Raw genomic sequence first — 19,354 nt, forward strand, 5'->3', positions numbered from 1 at the left:
GGCGCGCGAGGCTGGCCTCAGGCGAGGGCCTCGCGCACGCGGACGACATCGTCGTCCATCTGCTCGATGAGCGCCGGGATACCCGCGAACGCGACCATCCCGCGGATGCGGGCCGTGAAGCGGACCTCGACGCGGTGACCGTAGAGGTCGAGATCCGTCTCGTCGAGCACGTACGCCTCGACCTGTCGCTGCGGCACGTCGTCGAACGTGGGATTGGTGCCCACCGAGATCGCCGCCGGATACCGGATGACACTCGCCGGCATCGCGCCGTCGGCACCCGGCATCCCGAGGTCGACGAGCCAGCCGGCGTACACACCGTCGGCCGGGATGAAGCCCGCGGCGTCGGTGGCGAGGTTCGCGGTCGGATAGCCGAGCTCTCGGCCGCGCTTGAGTCCGTGGACGACCTCGGCCTCGACCGCGTGAGGGCGGCCGAGCAGGCGGGCGGCACCGGCGACATCGCCGGCCGCGAGCAGATCGCGCACCCACGTCGACGAGACGCGCCGGCCGGCGTCGCGGGCACGGACGTCCGTGACGACGTCGACATCGAAACCGTGCTCGCGCCCGAGTGCGGCCAGCACCTCGGGATCGCCCTCGCCGCCTCGACCGAAGCGGAAGTCGTCGCCGACGAGAACGCCGACGGCACCGAGCGCGCGAACGAGGATGCTCTCGACGAAGTCACGCGCTGAGAGCGCGGCGAGCTCGGCGTCGAACCGCAGCACGAGGACGGCATCCACCCCGGCCGCCGCGAGGAGCCCGATCTTCTGATCCAGAGCGACGAGCGGCTCGGGGCAGAGCTCCGGACGCAGCAGGCTCAGCGGGTTGCGGTCGAAGGTGACCGCCACCACACGCGCGCCGCGGGCGGCGGCATCCACCCGGGCCCGGTCGATGACCGCGCGGTGTCCGGAGTGCACGCCGTCGAACTTGCCGATGGCCACGACGCTCGGGCCGAAGTCCGCGGGGACCTCCGCGGGGTCTCGGTACACGGTCACCATGACGATCCCTCCAGGACGGCCGGGCGCTCGCTGCTCTCCCCGGCACCGTTGCGGTGCGACACGAGCCACCAGATCCCCACGAAGGGCAGGGCGAGCGGAACCCAGAAGTAGCCGAAGCCGTAGCCCGACCAGACGGTGGCGTCGTGCGAGAACAGGTCGGGCAGCACGAGGCTGAGCGTGCCGACGACGAGCACCCCAGCCAGCTCGAAGCAGATCGCGACCCACGCGATCGCGTACCAGGTGCGCGAGCCCGACTTCACCAGCGCGACGGTCGCCAGCACGTACACCAGCGCCGCGGCCGCCGACAGTGAGTACGCGAGCGGTGCGTTGGAGAAGTCCTCGACGATCTGGACGAACGAGCGTCCCGTCGCGGCGAGCGCCATCACGGCGTACACGACCACGAGGACGCGGCCGATGCCGGTCATTCGAGGGCGGGGATGATCCATGACCCCACCAATGATAGGCGTCGCGCGGATGGCTTCAGACGACCTGAACCGTCCAGATCACCTGCATCCGCCACACCATGATCGCGACCGACAGGGCGGCGACGCCGAGGATGACGGTGCTCCAGCGACTGCGTTCGATGAGCGCCCAGAACACAGCGGCAGGCGGCAGCAGGACGGCCGAGACGAGATACACCCAGAACTCCAGGAGACTGCCCGAAGGGGCGTTGCCTGCGAGCGGGGCGATGATCGCGACGACGACCTGGGTGATGAGAAGCACCTCGACGAGGGCGAGCGACCCGACCGAGAGGTCGCTCGGGCGGCGGTTCGCGAGGCCGAGGACGGTACAGAGCAGACCGGCGGCGACCGCCACCGCCACCTGAACGATGGTGAAGACCGTGATCATGCGTCCTCCGCCATGTTCATCAGGCTCTTGACGTCGTCGCCGCGACGCTCGACGATCCCCACCAGTCGCCCATCGGGGTCGATCGCCGCCGGGTGCGGCGCCGACAGGCGCGCCGCCGCTCCGACGAGACGCTTGCCGTGGCGCAGGTCGCGCGCCTCGTCGGCGGTCACCTCGAAGGCGCCGAGCACCGCGGCCGCGACATCCGCGTCGCGCAGCAGCGTCGCGTCCGGGGCGATCTCGGCCTCGGCATCCGACACCTCGAAAGGTCCGATGCGGGTGCGCCGGAGCGCCGTCAGATGCCCGCCGACGCCGAGATCTGCTCCCAGGTCGCGGGCCAAGGCGCGGATGTAGGTACCGCTCGTGCAGTCGACGATGACGTCGACGTCGATCGCGCGGGATCCGCCCGCGACATCGTTCAGGACGACGTCGCGGACGTCGCGCACATCGAAGCGAGAGACGGTGACGCGACGCGCCTTCAGCTCGACCTCTTCGCCCGCGCGAGCGAGGTCGTACGCCCGCTTCCCGCCGACCTTGATCGCCGACACCCGGCTCGGCACCTGATCGATCTCGCCGGTGAGCGCCGCGATGCCGCGATCGATGCCGGCGCGGTCGACCGCGGCGAGGGCTTGGTTCGTCGCGTGCTCCGTCACGGTGCCGTCGGCGTCGTCGGAATCGGTCGAGACGCCGAGGCGGATCGTCGCCTCGTAGGTCTTGTCGAGCCCCACGATGTAGGTCAACAGGCGGGTCGCCGGCCCCACACCGAGGACGAGCAGCCCCGTCGCCATCGGATCCAGAGTGCCGGCGTGGCCGATCTTGCGGGTGCCGAGGGCTCGACGGGCTCGGGCGACGACGTCATGACTGGTCATCCCGCCCGGCTTGTCGACGAGCAGGATGCCGCGGGGCGCGGGTTCGGGCATGTCTCCCAGCCTACGGCGATGCCCCGCCGGCCCCGTCCGCGGCGCTTCGGGCGCAGTTCACAACATCGGGCGCGCTTACGTCTGCGCCTCAACCTCCGAACTGCGCCCGACTCGCGTCGCCGACGCCTCCCCCGGTCAGTCCAGCGCCAGCTCGATGGTCGCGAAGGAGTGCGGCGGCATCGTCACGACGAGCTCGCCCCCATCGAGGGCGGTCGCGAGGGGCCGCGGCTCGACACGAGCGGGCACGTCGGCGTCGTTGTACGTCGTCGCGCTCTCTGCTCCCAGCACCCGGGCACGCACGACGCGGGCGCCACGTCCGCGGAGGCCGATGCGCACCTCGCACTCGTCGTCCGCCGAGAGGTGGGTGAGCGAGATGAGCGCCGCCCCCTCCTTCGTCGAGGCCGACATCGACACCAGCGGCAGCTCTCCCCCGCGCGCCGTCGTCGCGGGCGCGTCGAGCACGTGGGCGGCGAGCGCACGGGCGTCCTGGTGCCCCTTGTTCATCTCGAACACGTGGTAGGTCGGCGTGAGAACGAGCTTCTCACCGTCGGTGAGGATCATCGCCTGCAAGACGTTCACCGTCTGTGCGATGTTCGCCATCGAGATGCGCCGCGCGTACCGGTGGAAGATGTCGAAATGGATGCCGGCGACGAGCGCGTCGCGGATCGTGTTCTGTTGGAACAGGAAGCCCGGGTTCGTGCCCTTTTCGGCGTTCCACCACGTGCCCCACTCGTCGCAGACGAGGCTCACCCGGTTCTCGGGGTCGTACGAGTCCATGACCGCGACGTGTCCGCGGACGACCCGCTCGAAGTCGCGGGCGTAGGCCATCGTGTCGTAGAACTGCTCGTCGGTGAAGGTCGTCGCGTCTTCGCGATTGATGCCCGATCCGGTGTGCGTGTAGTAGTGGAACGAGATCGCCTGGTACGGATGCTTGTCGTACAGGTTCGCGGCGTGCGACTCGACGAGCGTCTTCACGAGCACCCGCGTCCACTCGAAGTCGTCCTCGTTGGCGCCGGCGGCGATGAGCGTCAACCTGTTCTCGCCGTGGTCGTGGCAATAGGTCGCGTAGCGCCGCGCTTCTTCCGCGTAGAACTCGGGAGACAGGTTGCCGCCGCATCCCCACGGCTCGTTGCCGATGCCCCAGAAGGGCACACGCCAGGGCTCGTCGCGACCGTTCTCGCGGCGCAGACGCGCCATGGGGCTGTCGTCGTCGCGCGTGAGATACTCGACCCACTCCGACATCTCCTGCACCGTGCCGCTACCGACGTTCCCGTTGACGTACGCCTCGGTGCCGAGCAGGTCGCACAGATCCATGAACTCGTGGGTTCCGAAGTGGTTGCTCTCGACGACGTCGCCCCAGTTCGTGTTGGCGATCTTCGGGCGTTGCTCGCGCGGACCGATGCCATCGCGCCAGTGGTACGTGTCGGCGAAGCAACCGCCCGGCCAGCGCAGGTTCGGGATGTCGAGCGCGCGGAGGGCCTCGACGACGTCGGTGCGGATGCCGCGGGTGTTGGGGATCGCCGAATCCTCGCCGACCCAGAAGCCGTCGTAGATGCAGCGCCCGAGGTGCTCGGCGAAGTGCCCGTAGATGTGCCGGCTGATGCGATCGCCGACGACGTCGAGGTCGATGACCGCACGTGCGGACGAGGTCATGTGGTTCTCCAGTGCTCGTGCTCGGTGAGCGGGACCAGCGGAGGACGCTCCGCGGTCGTGGTCAGGGTGATGCGGCGTCCCTCTCGCGCCGACCGGGTGAGGGCGCTCATGATCTCCAGGATGTGCAGGGCGACCTCACCGCTCGCACGTCCCGCACCGGCGCCGCCGCGTACGAAGTCGAGGACCCCGATGCCGCGGCCCGCGCCTCGATAGCCCGCGCGCGGCGCGATCGCCGTCCACTCCTCCGCGCGGGGTCGCCGCATGGTCACGTCGCCGTCGAAGAAGTTGGGGTCGGGCAGGGTCAGCGATGCGCTCTCGCCGTGCACCTCGATCGGTGCGGCGTGGGTTGCGGCGGCGTCGAAGCTGAAGGTGACCGTCGAGACCGCGCCGCCGGCGTGCTCGAGCACGCCGGTGACATGCGTGTCGATCTCGACGGGGATGCGCTCCCCCGCTCGCGGGCCCGAACCGATCGTGCGCTCGTCGCGTGATCGCGACGAAGCACCCGACACGCTGACGACGGGTCCCAGCAGGTGGAACAGTGCCGTGAGGTAGTACGGCCCCATGTCGTAGAGCGGTCCGCCGCCTTCGCGATAGTAGAAGTCGGGATGCGGGTGCCAGGCCTCGTGGCCCGACGACAGCCACGTCGCGACGGCCGCGACCGGTCGGCCGATCTCGCCGGCGTCGACGACCGCTCGCGCGGTCTGCACACCGGATCCCAGCACGGTGTCGGGTGCCCCGCCGACCCAGGCGCTGGCCGCGCCGGCCATGACCCCGAGCGCTTCGTCGAAGGTCGCGGCCAGCGGTTTCTCGCCGTAGACGTTCTTGCCCGCGGCGAGCGCCGCGCGCGCGACCTCGCCGTGAGCGGCGGGGATCGTCAGGTTGACCACGGTCTGCACCGCCGGGTCGGCGACGAGCTCGGCGACCGATAGGGCGCGGGCTCCGGGGAACCGCTCGGCGACCGACCGGGCGCGGTCGACGTCGAGGTCGGCCGTCGCAACGATACGGACGGCGGGGTGATCGCCCAGCGTCTCCAGATACTGGCCCGAGATGACCCCGAGGCCGACTACACCGATGCCGTGCGGCTCGCCCACAGCATCCCCCTCTCGATGATGGTGCGGACGTTGACGTCGCGCAGCACGACGAGGCTGTGCCCCGGCGTCGCGACGAAGATGCGGCCCTGTCCCCACTCGCGCGTCCAGACGGCAGGCGAGGTGATGGGGCGGTGCCACGGGTGGTACGGCTGCACGGGATGCGTCGTCGTCGCGAGCACGTCGTTGAGGTCGTCGGAGAGCACCCAGTACTGCTCCGTGCGGAGCGTGAAGTCCTCGAGGCCCGCCATGATCTCCGAGCGGCGACCTGCGTCGGTGAGGTCGACGGTGTAGCAGAGGTAGTTGTCGGTCTCGTCGCCGACGCGGGCATCGGGGTGCTTCGCGGGATGCGTCGCGAACTGGCCGCCGATGAGCTGCAGGTAGTCGGAGTTGTCGCGGTACGAGTCGGCGATGCCGCCGTGCCAGCCCGCCAGCCCCGTTCCGCGCTCGACCGCGTCGCGCAGGCCGGCGAAGGCCTCGCGTGAGATCTTCGACATCGTCACCGACTGCACGATCAGGTCGGTGCGCTCCATCGTCTCCCGGTCGGTGTAGACCTCGTTGTCCTCTTCGATGCGGACCTCGAAGCCGTTCTCTTCGAGGAAGGGCACGAAGAGGTTGGTGGCCTCGACGGGTTTGTGCCCCTCCCAGCCGCCTCGGACGATGAGCGCCTGTCTCGCGGTCATGAGATGACCCCTTCCACTCGGATGCTTCTGCTGTCGGATGCCGCGCTCTCCTCGACCGCCGCGAGGACGCGCTGCACGCCCGCGGCCTCGGCGAACGACGGGTGCACCTCGATCTCACCGGCGACGGCGCGGACGAAGTCGACGCTCTGGTGGGTGAACAAGTGCTCGTAGCCGAGTCCGTGTCCTGCCGGCCACCAGGCTCCGGCGTAGGGATGCTCGGGCTCGGTCGCGTCGATGCGGCGGAACCCCTGCTCACCGGCAGGGAGCGTCGCGTCGGCGAAGAGCAGGTCGTTCAGGTGCGAGAAGTCGAAGGCGACGGCCCCGCGGTCACCGCTGATCTCGATGCGGTTGGCGTTGCGGTACCCCGTGGCCATGCGCGTCGCCTCGAAGATGCCGAGGGCGCCGTCGGAGAACGATGCGGTGAACGCCGCGGCGTCGTCGACGGTCACGCGTTCAGTTGCGGCTCCGGCACCGGCTCGGCCGCCGAGCCCGACGCGCTCGTCGAGGACCGGGCGCTCGTCGACGAAGGTGCGGAGTGTGCCGGAGACGCTCGTGATGCGCGCGCCGGTGAGCCACTGGGCGGCATCGATGCTGTGCGCCCCGATGTCGCCGAGCGCACCCGATCCCGCGCGATCGCGATCGAGACGCCAGGTGAACGGCGCCTCCGGGTCGGTGAGCCAGTCCTGCAGGTACTGGGCGCGCACGTGCCGGATGCGGCCGATGCGTCCCTCCTCGATCAGACGTCGCGCCAGAGCGAGGGCGGGCGTGCGGCGGTAGCTGAACCCGCACATCGCGACGACCCCGCGCGATGCCGCCGCGGCGGCGGCATCCGTCATCCGGTCGGCGTCGGCGACGTCGTTGGCCAGCGGCTTCTCGCACAGCACGTGACGGCCGGCGTCGAGGGCTGCGAGCGCGATCTCGGCGTGGGTGTCGCCCGGGGTGCAGATGTCGACGGCGTCGATGTCGTCGCGTGCGATGACACTTCGCCAGTCGTCGCTCGACTCGGCGATGCCGAACCGCGATGCGGCGTCGGCCGCGCGTTGCGCGTCGCTGCCCGCGAGCACGACCACCTCCGGTTCGACCGGCAGATCGAAGAACCGCGGAGCGGTGCGCCAGGCGTGCGCGTGCATCCGTCCCATGAACCCGGTCCCGATGATCGCGATGCGCAATCGTCTCGACATCCTCGTCTCCCTCCGCACCGGTGCGTGTGATCGCGGACCACGATGTCACAGCCTCTCGACGCGGACATCGGGCTTTGCGCAAAATAGGCGCATGCCGTCTTCCCGACCGAGCCTCACCGACGTCGCCACGGCCGCGGGCGTGAGCGTCGCGACCGTCTCACGGGCGCTCCGCGGCCGCGGCGAGCTGTCGCCCGAGACCCGCACGCGTGTGCTGCAGACGGCGGAACGGCTCGGGTACACGCGAAGCGGGACACCGCGCGGCCGGCCCCGCGGCGGTACGTCCCGCATCTTCGATCTGGTTCTCGGGCACTTCCATGACCCCTACACCGACGAGGTCGTCGCCGGGGCGCACACGGCGGCCTCGCGCCTGAGCTACGACCTCGTCCTCACCGCGGAGCGCGACGATCCGGGCGATGACTGGCCGGCCCGCATCCGCTCCCGGGGATCGGCGGGGGTCGTGCTCGGTCTGATCCTGCCCACCGCGGCCCAGCTGGAGGTCGTGCAGGGCGCGGGCATCCCCGTCGTCCTGCTCGAGCCTCCGTCGGGGACCACCCAGCACGTGCCGAGCGTGCGGAACACCGATCACGCGGGCGGCTCGGCGGCGGCGGAGCACCTGCTGGCGCAGGGCGCGCGGCGCTTCATCGTCATCGGCGGGGCTCCGTCGTACCGGTACGGCCGTGCGCGGATCGAGGGCTTCCTCTCGACGCTCGACGAGACGGCCCCGGCTGCGCCCCGCATCCTGACGACGGCGGACTGGGGTGCGGCGGACGCGCGACGAGCGTGCGCCGCGGCGCTCGATGACCTCGGCGGCGAGGGCCCCATCGGGCTCTTCGCCTGCTCCGATGAGATGGCCGCGGGCGCCTACCGGGCGATCGCCGAGGCTGGGCTCGCGGTGGGGCGCCACGTTCTCGTCGTGGGATACGACGATGTGCGGGGCGCGCGGTGGCTGCATCCGCCGCTCACCACGATCCGTCAGCCCATTCGCGAGATGGCCGCTGCGGCGGTCACGCTCCTGGCTCAGATGGCGGGCGGTGCGCAGCTCGCCGACGAGGTGGTCGAGCTGCCGACGGTTCTCGTGGCCCGCGGCTCGACCGGCCGTCCGCGCTGACCGAGGCCGCCACCGACGGGGCTCACTCGGGCGCGACGACCGGGAAGTACACGGCGTAGCGCTCGTCGACGATCTCGTTCAGCGGCACGAATCGGATGCCGGCCGAGCCGCCGACACTGCGGTATCGCGTGAGCCACTGCGACCACTGCCTCTCGTCGTCGGCAGCCAGCAGCGTCGCCGGGTCGGAGCTGTCGCCGATGAGCGGCGTCTCACGGTCGACGAGACCCGCGAGCACCACGGCGCCCTCGACGAAGGCGACGGTCTCGGGCTCATCCGGGATCGGCACCGTCCGCAGCTCGAATCCGAAACCGAGTTCGATCTCGGTGCGCCCGCCGGGATGATCGATCTCCACGAAGCTGCCGCGCCGCACGACGGCGACGTCCGACCGGACGTGCACCTCACCCGCGGTCCAGGCGGGCACACGCGTCCGGACGCGGCCCCGAACGGTCGCCGGCGACTCGACCACCACCGAGACCCGAAGAGCGTGCGGCCGATGCGCCGGGCCGCCGGGGCCCGCGTTCGCGTCCGGACCGACGTAGAGGGCGTCGTCGATCGTGCGGACCTCGACGACCAGCTGGCCTGCTGCCGTGGCGACGTCGGCGCGGACGGGGATGTACTGCGCGACGGTGACGGCTTCGCCGTCGCTGTACACCGCCAGCGACGAGTGGCGCGTGTGCGCCTGCACCACCGTGCCGTGGCAGCACCAGAAGTCCTCGGTGGGCGATCCCCACTCCTTGCGCGCTCCGCTCTGCAGCGGCAGGAAGTAGCTCACCATGCCGGTGCCGGGATGCTGCTGCGCCAGGATGCCGTTGACGAGGTTGGCCTCGATGTAGTCGAGGTACGACGCCTCGCCCGTCCATCGGAACAGCACGTCGGCCAGCCGGATCATGTTGTAGACGGCGCAGTGCTCCTGGGTCTTCGTGCCCCGTCGCGCGGCGAAGGCGAACGGCGGCGTCCAGATCTCACCCGAGGTCTGTCCGCCCGTGCAGAAGGTTCCGCGTCGTGTGACGGCCCAGTCCCAGTACGCCTCGACGATGCGTCGCCAGCGCTCCTCACCCGTGACCTCGAAGGCCCGCGCGGCACCGAGCACCTCCGGGATGGTCGTGTTCGCGTGCATGTTGGTCAGCATGTCCTCGCCCGCCAGCAGACCGTCGAAGAGCGACCGGTGGTCGTATCGGTCGAGGAGCTCGCGATACATGTCGTCGCCGGTGGCCTCGAGGAGGTCTGCCCACACCTCGAGCATGCCGCCCGTCTCGACCTCGAGGATGGCCTGGAACTCGTCGCGCTCGAACTCCCGCGCCCACTCCGCGATCAGCGCCGCAGCGCGGTGGGCGATGCGCAGGGCTCGCTCGTCGCCGAGGTCTCGGTACACGTCCACCAGACCCATGAAGGTCTTGTGGATGTTGTACTGCGGCGCCCACACCTCGCGCCCCTCGGCGAGCCGGCGCAGGAACGTCTGCGGAATGCCGAACACCCAGCCCGCGCCGGCATCCTGGCACGCTTCGAGCTCGTCGAGGACAACGGCCAGCTTGCCCCGCAGCACCGGATCGCCGGTGACGGCGATCTCGCGCGCGGCCGCCGACATCCAGTGCCCCACGAAATGGCCCCGCAAGAGTGCGCCGGGCGTCTCCCAGCCCCAATGACGTGCCCAGCCGTTCTCGACGCCCGGTGTGACGGACGGCTTCAGGTGCCAGGCCTGATCGCCGATGCCCGCTTCGATGCGGTGGTTCTGCACGAGAGCGTGCTCGTCGAGCGACACGAGGTACGTGCGATTGGTGCGGCGACGACGATCATAGGTTCCCGGGAGCAGCCGGGAGGCATCGGGCGCAAGGGCGGATGCGGTCATGGTTGTGACATCTCCTTCGATGTGCTGAGATCGATCTCTGACTGTACCGCCCGAGCGATGTCAGCAGAATAGGAGCATGGATTCCATGCGCGTGATCCACCTCAACGCCGAGGACGTCTCCGTCGTGATCGCAACGGCGGACGATGGGATGCCGGAGATCGTCCACTGGGGCGAGGCGGTGACGTCGGCGGAGCCCGACCTCCTCGCATTCGTCGCGGCCGAGCAGCGGAACGGGATGACCGGTGATTCCGACGTTCCGTACCGCGCGAGCGTGCTGCCCGAGCACAGCCGCGGGTGGTTCGGAGCCCCGGGGCTGTCCGCACATCGCGACGGCTCGGGGTGGGCGCCGCGGTTCGTGCTGCGCTCGCTGACTCTCGACGGCGCCGAGGCCGGACCGGGCGTGACGTCCGGCGGAGCGGGGCGGGTCGACGCGGTCCTCCACGACGATGCTGCTGAGATTGAGCTCGGTGTAGAGATCGATCTCACACGAGACGGCCTCGTGCGTTCCCGCGCTCGGGTCCGGAACACCGCCGGCGCAACCGAGGCGGCGGCACCGCTCGAGATCCAGTCCCTCGCCGTCGCCCTTCCGATACCGACGTGGGCGCAGGAGGTGCTCGACTTCACCGGCCGATGGGGGCACGAGCGCATCCCCCAGCGGCATCCGGTCGTCCGCGGTGATCACTCGCGCGTCTCGCGGCGCGGCCGCACCGGTCTCGACGCGACGCTGGTGCAGGCGGTCGGCACGCCGGGGTTCTCCGCCGGCTCCGGCGAGGTATGGATCGGACACGTCGGATTCAGCGGCGACCACGAGCACACGATCGAGCGCACCGACGGGCGCCTGCACTTTCGGGGCGGCGAGTCGATCCTTCCCGGCGAGATCCGGCTGACGCCCGGCGAGGAGTACACCGGCCCCTGGGTGTTCGGCAGCTACGGGCGCGGACTCGACGGCGCTGCGGCGCGCTTCCACTCCTACCTGCGTGAGCGCTCGCGTTCGTCGCGCCGCCCCCGCCCCGTGACGATGAACGTCTGGGAGGCGGTGTATTTCGACCACGACCACCGCGTGCTCGTCGATCTGGCGGCCCGCGCCGCCGAGCTCGGCGTCGAGCGCTACGTCCTCGACGACGGCTGGTTCCGGGGGCGCAATGACGACCGCGCGGGGCTCGGCGACTGGGCGCCCGACCCGATTGCGTGGCCCGACGGCCTCCGCCCACTGGCCGACGAGGTGCGCTCTCTCGGCATGGAGTTCGGGCTCTGGGTCGAGCCGGAGATGATCAACGAGGACTCCGATCTCGCCCGTGCGCACCCCGAGTGGATCCTTCGGGCGGGGCCCGAGCTGCCGCCGCGCCAGCGGTTCCAGCAGGTGCTCGACCTCACGCATCCGGCCGCTTTCGACCACATCCTGGGCGTGCTCGACGGGCTCATCGAGGACATCGGCGTGAGCTACCTCAAGTGGGACCACAACCGCGACCTCATCGCGGCCGGGCACCCCGCCTCGGGCGCCCCTGCCGTTCACGAGCAGACCCTCGCGGTGTACCGCCTCATCGACGAGCTCCGCCGTCGCCATCCCGACCTCGAGATCGAGAGCTGCGCCTCCGGCGGCGGGCGGGTCGACCTGGGGATCCTCGAACGGACTGACCGGATCCATCCCTCCGACAGCCACGACCCCCACGACCGTTTCGGCATCCTGCGCTGGACGGGACTCCTGGTGCCGCCGGAGATGATGGGATCGCACGTCGCCTCCCCCGTGTCGAGCGTCACGGGACGCGCGCATGACCTGCAGTTCCGGTGCGCCGTCGCCTTCCTCGGCCACTTCGGCATCGAGTGGGACATCCGCGATCTCGACGAGCACGACCGGCGCGTCCTCGGCGACTGGATCGCACGATACCGCCGGCACCGCCACCTCATCGCGACGGGGCGCACCGTCGGCTCGGGTGAGCTCGACGCCGCGGCTCCGCAGGTGCGCGGCGTGGTCGCGCCGAACGGGTCGGAGGCGCTCTTCACGATCGTCACGCCGACGACCTCGGCCGACACGATCGCCCGCGTGCGGTTCCCCGGCTTGTCGACCGACCGCAGCTACCGGGTGTCGGTGAGCGGCTCGGACTCCTTCGGACCGCCCTGGCAGGTTCCGGCGTGGCTTCGGGAGAGCCCCGAGCTCGGCGGTGACGGTGACGGTGACGGCGAGCGTGTGGGTGACGGCCCGGTCATCGCGGGTACCGTGCTCGCACGGGTGGGGCTGGAGTTCCCCACGTTCCACCCCGACCGCGCGGCGGTCGTTCACCTCGCGGCGGTGGCAGCGCCGTGATCGGCGAGCGCCGGGCCGCGGCATCCCGTCCCCCGATGGGGTGGAACAGCTGGGACTGCTTCGGGTCGTCCGTGACGGAGGCCGAGGTGCTGGCGAACGCCGAATACGTCGCGGAGCACCTGCTCGCGTTCGGCTGGGACACGATCGTCGTCGACATCCAGTGGTACGAACCCGATCCGGGGGCGCACGACTATCGCGAGGTCTCTCGGCCGCTGCTGGATGCCTGGGGCCGGCCGCTCCCCGCGCCGGGACGCTTCCCCTCCGCGGCGGACGGGAGCTTCCAGCCGCTCGCCGACCGCGTCCACGAGCTCGGCCTGCGCTTCGGGGTGCACCTCATGCGGGGCGTGCCGCGCGCCGCAGCGGATGCGGCTCTGCCCGTCTCTGGCCATCCCGACGCGACGTGCGACTCGATCGCCGACCGCTCGAACGTCTGCGTGTGGAACCCCGACAACTACGGCGTCGATATGACGGCACCCGGTGCGCAGGAGTACTACGACTCGGTCATGGCGCAGCTGGCCGCCTGGGGCGTCGACTTCGTGAAGCTCGACGATGTGCTCTACCCGCCCGTCGAGACCGCCGAGATCACAGCGATCTCGCGCGCGATCGATCGGTCGGGACGGGCGATGGTCCTGAGCCTGTCGCCCGGCAAGCGACTGTCGCTCGCGCACCTCGAGACGCTGCGCGAACACGGCCAGATGTGGCGGATCTCGGACGACTTCTGGGATGACTGGGCGCACGTGGTCGAACAGTTCCAGCGCGCCGCCCGCTGGGCGCCGTTCCAGCGGCGCGGTGCGTGGGCGGATGCCGACATGCTCCCTTTCGGACGCATCGGCGTGCGCGGACACGTCGGCGAAGACCGTCTCAGCCGCCTGTCGGTCGACGAGCAGCGCACCGTCATGACGCTGTGGAGCATGATGCGCTCACCGCTCATGATGGGCGGCCACCTGCCCGACACTCCGCCAGAGACGCTCGCGCTGCTGCGTAATCCCGGCGTCCTCGCGCTGCGTGACGGCGAGGAGTCGCGCGAGATCGTGCGCGACGGACACCTGGTCATTTGGAGCGCGCGCGTGGGCGCGCGCGAGTACCGTGCGGTGTTCTGGCTCGGCGATGACGAGCAGGAGCTCGTCGTCCACCTCGCCGACCTCGGGCTCGGGCTCGGGCTCGGGATCGCGGACATGGGGACGGCGGGTTCGTGCACGGATGTGTGGAGCGGCGAAGCCGTCGAGGTCGCCGACGGACGCGTCACGCTGACGGTGCCGGCTCACGGCACGCGGCTGCTCGTCTTCGGCTGACCGTCGGGAGGAGGAGCGGGCCGGCTGTGGAAAGGCACGGGCGATGTCGGAGGCCCGTGGCAACATTAGAACATGCATTCGAACGGCGAGCTTAGTGGCGGGATGGGCAGCGACGCTGATGTCGACGTCCTCGCTCAACTGGTCGCGGATGCGGAGGGGGCGGCGGATGCTGCGCGGTTGGCGCAGATTCGTGAGGTTCGGGTGCTCGCGGCAGCTGGCGTGCTGGCCGAGAAGCAGGCGGCTGGGGCGGCGGAGCGGGTCAAGGCGCGCGAGATGGCGCTGCGTGGCATCGCGGCGGAGCTCGCCGGGGTGTTCGTCGCGACCGACCGGACGTTGCAGCGGCGCATCGACGAGGCGCGAGACCTGGTGGAGAACTATCCGGTAACGATGGCGGCCTGGGAAGCCGGGCGAATCGTCCGCGGGCACGTGCGGGTGATTCAGGAGACGGGATGCCTCGTGCCCGCGGAGGAACGGGCAGAGTTCGAACGGGTCGCGATCGAACGGTGCGAGGGCGAGACCCCGAACCGGGTGCGCGACGCGTTGCGGATGATCGCCGAGCGGATGCACCCGCGGTCGTTCACCGAGAGGCACGAGGAGGCCGCGGCCGGGCGGTGCGTGCGGGTGCAGGCCGGCGCCGATGGGATGTCGGACCTGATCGCGACTTTGCCGACGGTGATCGCCGACGGGATCGTCGACCGGCTGACCCGACAGGCGCGGGAGATCATCAACGCGCGGCAGCAGGCTGATGCGCCTGGCACGCCTGACACTCGAGCCGACGCGAACGGCGGCTCACCCGATGCCGACACGACGATTCGCGACGGGTCGTCGTTCGTCGACGATGCCCGCACCATCGACCAGGTCCGCGCCGACGTGTTCAGTGACCTCCTCCTCGCGGGGGCGCCGGCCCTCGACCCGACTGGCACCGGTGACGGCGACGGAACGCTCGGGGCGATCCGGGCACACGTGCAGGTTGCCGTGTCGGCGTTGACGCTGATGGGTCAGGACGAGGGGCCGGCCGATCTAGCCGGCCGCTCCCCCATCGATGCCGCGACCGCACGCGAGCTCGCGGGCAACGCGACCTCGTGGGACCGGCTGCTCACCGACCCCGTCACCGGAACCGTGCTCGAGTGCGACAGCTACCGCCCCACCGCCGCCATGGTGCGACTTCTACGGGCGAGGGATCGGCACTGCCGGTTTCCCGGATGCCGGCAACCCGCCATCCGTTGCGAACTCGACCACACGATCGCCGCATCCGAGGGCGGGGGCACGCACGTGTGCAACCTCGCCAACCTCTGCAAGAGACACCACGACGTCAAACACCACACCCGATGGCATGTCCGACAACTCCCGGGTGGGCGGCTCGTGTGGACCTCACCTACCGGGCGGGTCTACCGCGAAGACGCACCCCCACCACTCGTCGCCTTCACCATCGACGAGCCAACCGATCGCCGAGGCGATCAAGCACCACCCGGAGCGTTTCCCCCACCACGATCACTGGGGCGACCCGACGCGCCTCGGGGGTCCGCTCCGCCGTTCTGACGGGATCGTCTTCGCCCTGAACCAGCCCGCGGGAGGGGGTGGTTGCCGTGCCCGTCACACCGCGAGAGCGCCGTCCATCATGCCCGCGGCCGCCGGCCGCACCGCCGGAAGACGACACGCGTCTGCTCGCGTTCGGCTGACCGTCAGGACGCGCGGCGCGGGTCGATCCCGAGTCTGCCGACGGCGTCATCGAAGCCACCGACGCGAGCGAGCTCCGCGGCGCGCGCCGATGCCCGCTCGAACAGGTCGTCGAACCTGACCGGGACGCCGGCGGCCGCGGACGCCACGGCAGCCTCGACCATGGCTAGGCTGCCGATGTTGCGCGTGATCTCGCCGGACGGCACCGGACCGCCGTCGAGGGCTGCGACGAACTCGGCGAGGGCGGCATCCAGCCCCTCGGCCCCGTCCGCCAGCACAGCAGCCTGCGCGCCGCCCTCACGTGGCTGGATCACGACGTCGGTCTCTCCGTCCCAGGCAGCGGATCCATGGGCAGCGCTTCCCCGCCAGTCGCCGTTCCACGAGGTCGTCAGACCGTCGGCGCACCAGCTGCCGGAGTACGAGAACCGACGTCCATCGGCGAAGCGGAAGATCGCCTCGGCCGCGGCGGCGCCGCGATACCAGCTCCAGCTGGGCGAGAACTCCTCGCAGAAGACCGACACGGGTTCACTCGAGAGCAGGTACCGGGCTTGGTCGAACTGGTGAATCGCCATGTCCACGAGCAACGGCGACGGCATCTCGTCTCGGAAACCTCCGAACCGGGGGTTCTGGAAGAAGCGGACGTCGAGCTGCTCGGCCCCGCCGAGGCTGGCCAGGGCGTCGCGGAACGCCCGGATCCCGCGGGAGTGCCGACGCGACTGACTCGTCGCCATCAGGGTCCCGGTCGACGCGCTGACGGCGGACAGCAGCAGCGCCTCGGCCACAGTCGGCGTCACCGGCTTCTCGCTCAGGACGGGAACACCCGCCCGCAGCGCCGCGGCGCTCACCTCGAGATGCGCCTGCGGGATCGTGACGTTGACGACCAGGTTGACGTCGACGGCGTCGAGCGCATCATCGACCGAGCCGAAGCTCGGGACATCGAGTCCCCGCTCGACTGCCGCGGCCCGCGCGGCGTCGGCGACGATGTCGACGAGCCCGACGATCTCGAGATCAGGACGACGAGCGGCCGTGTCGATCCACGCCTTCCCCATCGCTCCCGCCCCGACGATGACGACACGACGGGCGCGCCCCGTCACGACTGCTCCTCGCCGTCCCACTCCCGCGGAACGTCCCACTCCCCCGTGCGATGCATCGCCAGACGGGCGGCGGCGCGGGGGCGGTCGTTCCGAGCCCATCGCGCCGCGTTCGCGAGGACGAGCTGGATCTCGGGCTGATGGTAGACGGGATAGTCCTGGTCACCCGGCGAGAAGTAGAACACCCGCCCGTGACCGCGGAAGAACGTCATGCCCGAGCGGAACACCTCGCCGCCCGAGAAGTTCGAGACGAAGACGAGCTCGTCCGGCTGCGGCACGTCGAAGAACTCGCCGTACATCTCCTGCTCGGGGATGACGATCGGCTGCGGCACGCCGGCGGCGATCGGATGCGACGGCGAGACCGTCCACACGAGCTCCCGGTCATGCGCCTGCCGCCAGCGCAGCGCGCAGGTCGTCCCCATGAGACGGATGAAGATCCTCGAGAAGTGCGCCGAATGCAGCGCCACGAAACCGAGCCCGCCGAGCACGTGCCGATGGACCCGCTCGACCACGACGTCGTCGACCTCGTCGTGCAGGAGGTGCCCCCACCAGAACAGCACATCCGTCTGCGCGAGGCGCTCCTCGCTCAGCCCGTGCTCCGGATCGTCGAGCGTCGCCGTCTCGACGACGGCAGCGTCGCCGAGCAGTCGCCGCAGGCCCGCGGCGATGGTCCCGTGCATCGTTTCGGGATAGAGGGCGCGCGGGATGTCGTGATGCTTCTCGTGATGGTTCTCGCCCCACACCAGCACGCGGATGGGGGTGGATGTCGTGCCCGTCACCCCTTGAACGCCCCGTCCATGATGCCCGCCACCATGCGGCGCCCGACGACGAAGAAGACGATGAGCAGCGGCAAGGTTGCCAGGAACGACCCGCCCATCGTCAGCGCCAGGTCGATCGACCGGTTCGCCTGCAGCTGCTTCAGGGCGATCTGCACCGTGAACAGCTCGGGCGACTTCAGCACGATGAACGGCCACATGAAGTCGTTCCACACCGAGGTGAACGTGATGAGGCCGAGCACGAAGGCCGCCGGCCGCACGACCGGGAACCCTATGCGCCAGAAGATCTGCCAGCTGTTCGCCCCGTCGATGCGGGCCGCGTGCATGAGCTCGTCGTTGAGGGTGGTCGCCATGTGCTGCCGCATCCAGAAGATGCCGAACGCGCTGGCGAGCCCCGGGACGATGATCGCTTGCAGGGTGTCGACCCAGTCCAGCCACGAGATGATCAGGTACTGCGGGATGACGCTCAGCTGAGCGGGCACCGTCATGGTGAGCAGCACGATGACGAAGAGCGCGTTCCGGCCCCGGAACTGCAGCTTCGCGAAGGCGAAACCGGCGAGCGCGCACAGCAGTGATGCGATGACGGCGATCGAGAGCGAGACGATCGCGCTGTTCAGCAGCGACTGGAAGAACGGCACCGTGTCGAACACCTTCGTCGCGATGTCGAAGAAGTTGAGCCCCGGGTAGAAGCGCGGCGGGATCGAGGTGACCGCGGAGGCACCCACCGACGCGATCACGAACATGTAGTACAGCGGGAAGACGCTGATCACGACCGCGATCCCGAGCAGCACGTAGACCGGCCAGGGCACGCGTCCGACGCGCCCGCCTCCGCGCCGCGGACGCTTGCGGGGCGCGCTCAGCGCGGTCGGATCGAGGGGACGCGGCACAGCTGTGTCGACGGCGTCGGACATCATCGGGCCTTTCGGGTGCGGGTGGTCAGGAAGAAGTTGATCGCCGAGACCACGACGACCACGACGAAGAGGGCGACACCGATCGCCGAACCGTAGCCGAACTCGAACTGGCTGAAGCCCTGCTCGTAGAGGAACAGCGCGAGGGTCTGACACTGTCGCCCGCCGCCGCAGGTCAGCCCCGACTCGGGAGCCACCAGCAGGGGCTCCGTGAAGATCTGCAGCCCGCCGATGGTCGACATGATGACGGTGAAGATGATGATGGGCCGCAGCGACGGGATCGTCAGGTGGATGAACTGCTGCCAGCCGGACGCGCCGTCGACCGAGGCCGCTTCGTACATTTCGCGCGGGAGCGCCTGCAGCCCGGCGAGGTAGAGCAGCGTGTTGTATCCGAACCATCGCCACATCACCATCGACGAGATGACGATCCACGAGCCGACCTGAGACGACAGGAAGTTCACCGCCGGGATGCCGAAGAGGTCGAGCACCCAATTGATGAGCCCGAAGTTCTTGTCGAAGATCTGAGCGAAGACGAGGGCGGTCGCGGCGACCGAGGTGATGTAGGGCACCAGCAGCGCCATGCGGAAGAAGTTCGCCATCTTGAGGGTGGCGTGGTTCAGCAGGTGCGCGAGGCCGAGCGCCAGCAGCAGCTGCGGGATCGTGGAGATGAGGAAGATCCCGAAGGTGTTCACGAACGCGTTCCAGAACCGGGAGTCCTGGACGAGCCGCTCGAAGTTCGCCAGACCGACGAACGTCTGCTCCCCGATCGGGTTCCAGTCGAATAAGGCCACGTAGAACGTGAACAGCAGGGGGAACAGCCCGAAGATCAGGAAGATCACGAAGAACGGGGCGATGTAGATGTACGGCGCGATGCGCTCCGCGAGCGGCTGGCGGATGGCGCGTCTCGGCGGACGCTCGCGCCGAGCGGTCTTCTTGTCGATGGTGATGGCGGTGGCGGTGGCTGTCGCGGTCATGATGCGTCCTCGATGAG

At 70.1% G+C, this 19,354-nt stretch carries 17 protein-coding genes; 4 read left to right on the plus strand and 13 right to left on the minus strand.

Features of this window, described 5'->3' with window-relative positions; all coding sequences use genetic code 11:
- Positions 1-17: 17 nt before the first annotated feature.
- From ACI2K6_RS11975 to ACI2K6_RS12010, 8 genes are all read right to left on the minus strand, one after another.
- A complete protein-coding gene (locus tag ACI2K6_RS11975; RefSeq protein WP_112617565.1) occupies positions 18-989 on the minus strand; it encodes a bifunctional riboflavin kinase/FAD synthetase in 972 nt (323 codons plus the stop codon).
- Positions 986-1,438: a hypothetical protein gene (locus tag ACI2K6_RS11980; protein WP_112617219.1), complete on the minus strand. Its 453-nt coding sequence runs from the start codon at positions 1,436-1,438 to the stop codon at positions 986-988. The genes ACI2K6_RS11975 and ACI2K6_RS11980 overlap by 4 nt, the downstream gene beginning before the upstream one ends.
- 34 nt (positions 1,439-1,472) lie before the next feature.
- Positions 1,473-1,841, minus strand: coding sequence for a hypothetical protein (locus tag ACI2K6_RS11985; protein WP_274178752.1), 369 nt, complete (start codon positions 1,839-1,841; stop codon positions 1,473-1,475).
- Positions 1,838-2,758, minus strand: a complete 921-nt coding sequence (gene truB / locus ACI2K6_RS11990; protein WP_354450169.1) for a tRNA pseudouridine(55) synthase TruB — start codon at positions 2,756-2,758, stop codon at positions 1,838-1,840. Before truB ends, ACI2K6_RS11985 begins: the two co-directional genes overlap by 4 nt.
- Before the next feature lie 135 nt (positions 2,759-2,893).
- A complete protein-coding gene (locus ACI2K6_RS11995) occupies positions 2,894-4,411 on the minus strand; it encodes an alpha-N-arabinofuranosidase (protein ID WP_404568714.1) in 1,518 nt (505 codons plus the stop codon).
- Positions 4,408-5,502: a Gfo/Idh/MocA family protein gene (locus ACI2K6_RS12000; RefSeq protein WP_404568715.1), complete on the minus strand. Its 1,095-nt coding sequence runs from the start codon at positions 5,500-5,502 to the stop codon at positions 4,408-4,410. Before ACI2K6_RS12000 ends, ACI2K6_RS11995 begins: the two co-directional genes overlap by 4 nt.
- Positions 5,475-6,182, minus strand: a complete 708-nt coding sequence (locus ACI2K6_RS12005) for a ThuA domain-containing protein (RefSeq protein ID WP_114588427.1) — start codon at positions 6,180-6,182, stop codon at positions 5,475-5,477. The genes ACI2K6_RS12000 and ACI2K6_RS12005 overlap by 28 nt, the downstream gene beginning before the upstream one ends.
- Positions 6,179-7,363, minus strand: a complete 1,185-nt coding sequence (locus tag ACI2K6_RS12010; RefSeq protein WP_404568716.1) for a Gfo/Idh/MocA family protein — start codon at positions 7,361-7,363, stop codon at positions 6,179-6,181. Before ACI2K6_RS12010 ends, ACI2K6_RS12005 begins: the two co-directional genes overlap by 4 nt.
- 91 nt (positions 7,364-7,454) lie before the next feature.
- Between ACI2K6_RS12010 and ACI2K6_RS12015 the strand changes: the two genes are divergently transcribed.
- The gene (locus tag ACI2K6_RS12015) at positions 7,455-8,471 is read left to right on the plus strand and encodes a LacI family DNA-binding transcriptional regulator (RefSeq protein WP_112617226.1); all 1,017 of its coding nucleotides are present in this window, start codon (positions 7,455-7,457) and stop codon (positions 8,469-8,471) included.
- Positions 8,472-8,493: 22 nt separating this feature from the next.
- Here the strand turns inward: ACI2K6_RS12015 and ACI2K6_RS12020 are convergent, their stop codons facing one another.
- Positions 8,494-10,317, minus strand: a complete 1,824-nt coding sequence (locus tag ACI2K6_RS12020) for a beta-L-arabinofuranosidase domain-containing protein (protein ID WP_404568717.1) — start codon at positions 10,315-10,317, stop codon at positions 8,494-8,496.
- A 76-nt stretch (positions 10,318-10,393) separates the two neighbouring features.
- Here ACI2K6_RS12020 and ACI2K6_RS12025 point away from each other — a divergent pair, with 76 nt between their 5' ends.
- The 3 genes from ACI2K6_RS12025 (at position 10,394) to ACI2K6_RS12035 (ending at position 15,450) form a co-directional block, all read left to right on the plus strand.
- Positions 10,394-12,619 (plus strand): alpha-galactosidase, encoded by a 2,226-nt coding sequence (locus ACI2K6_RS12025; protein ID WP_404568718.1) that lies wholly within the window; start codon positions 10,394-10,396, stop codon positions 12,617-12,619.
- Positions 12,616-13,911, plus strand: a complete 1,296-nt coding sequence (locus ACI2K6_RS12030) for a glycoside hydrolase family 27 protein (protein ID WP_404568719.1) — start codon at positions 12,616-12,618, stop codon at positions 13,909-13,911. The genes ACI2K6_RS12025 and ACI2K6_RS12030 overlap by 4 nt, the downstream gene beginning before the upstream one ends.
- A gap of 72 nt (positions 13,912-13,983) precedes the next feature.
- On the plus strand, positions 13,984-15,450 hold the full coding sequence (locus ACI2K6_RS12035) for a DUF222 domain-containing protein (RefSeq protein WP_404568720.1): 1,467 nt from the start codon (positions 13,984-13,986) through the stop codon (positions 15,448-15,450).
- 143 nt (positions 15,451-15,593) lie between these two features.
- On the opposite strand, the gene ACI2K6_RS12040 is transcribed toward ACI2K6_RS12035, so the two are convergent.
- From ACI2K6_RS12040 to ACI2K6_RS12055, 4 genes are read right to left on the minus strand one after another with little or no spacing between them, the layout of a single operon-like run.
- Complete coding sequence (locus ACI2K6_RS12040) at positions 15,594-16,682, minus strand: Gfo/Idh/MocA family protein (RefSeq protein ID WP_404568721.1); 1,089 nt, start codon at positions 16,680-16,682, stop codon at positions 15,594-15,596.
- Positions 16,679-17,458, minus strand: coding sequence for a ThuA domain-containing protein (locus ACI2K6_RS12045; protein WP_274178763.1), 780 nt, complete (start codon positions 17,456-17,458; stop codon positions 16,679-16,681). The genes ACI2K6_RS12040 and ACI2K6_RS12045 overlap by 4 nt, the downstream gene beginning before the upstream one ends.
- Entirely contained in the window at positions 17,455-18,369 is a 915-nt protein-coding gene (locus ACI2K6_RS12050; protein WP_240309720.1) for a carbohydrate ABC transporter permease, read from the minus strand. Before ACI2K6_RS12050 ends, ACI2K6_RS12045 begins: the two co-directional genes overlap by 4 nt.
- Positions 18,366-19,337 (minus strand): carbohydrate ABC transporter permease, encoded by a 972-nt coding sequence (locus tag ACI2K6_RS12055; protein ID WP_404568722.1) that lies wholly within the window; start codon positions 19,335-19,337, stop codon positions 18,366-18,368. The genes ACI2K6_RS12050 and ACI2K6_RS12055 overlap by 4 nt, the downstream gene beginning before the upstream one ends.
- Positions 19,338-19,354: the final 17 nt, after the last annotated feature.

This window comes from Microbacterium sp. NPDC006705, assembly GCF_044903545.1.
GTDB classification, from domain to species: Bacteria; Actinomycetota; Actinomycetes; order Actinomycetales; family Microbacteriaceae; genus Microbacterium; species Microbacterium plantarum.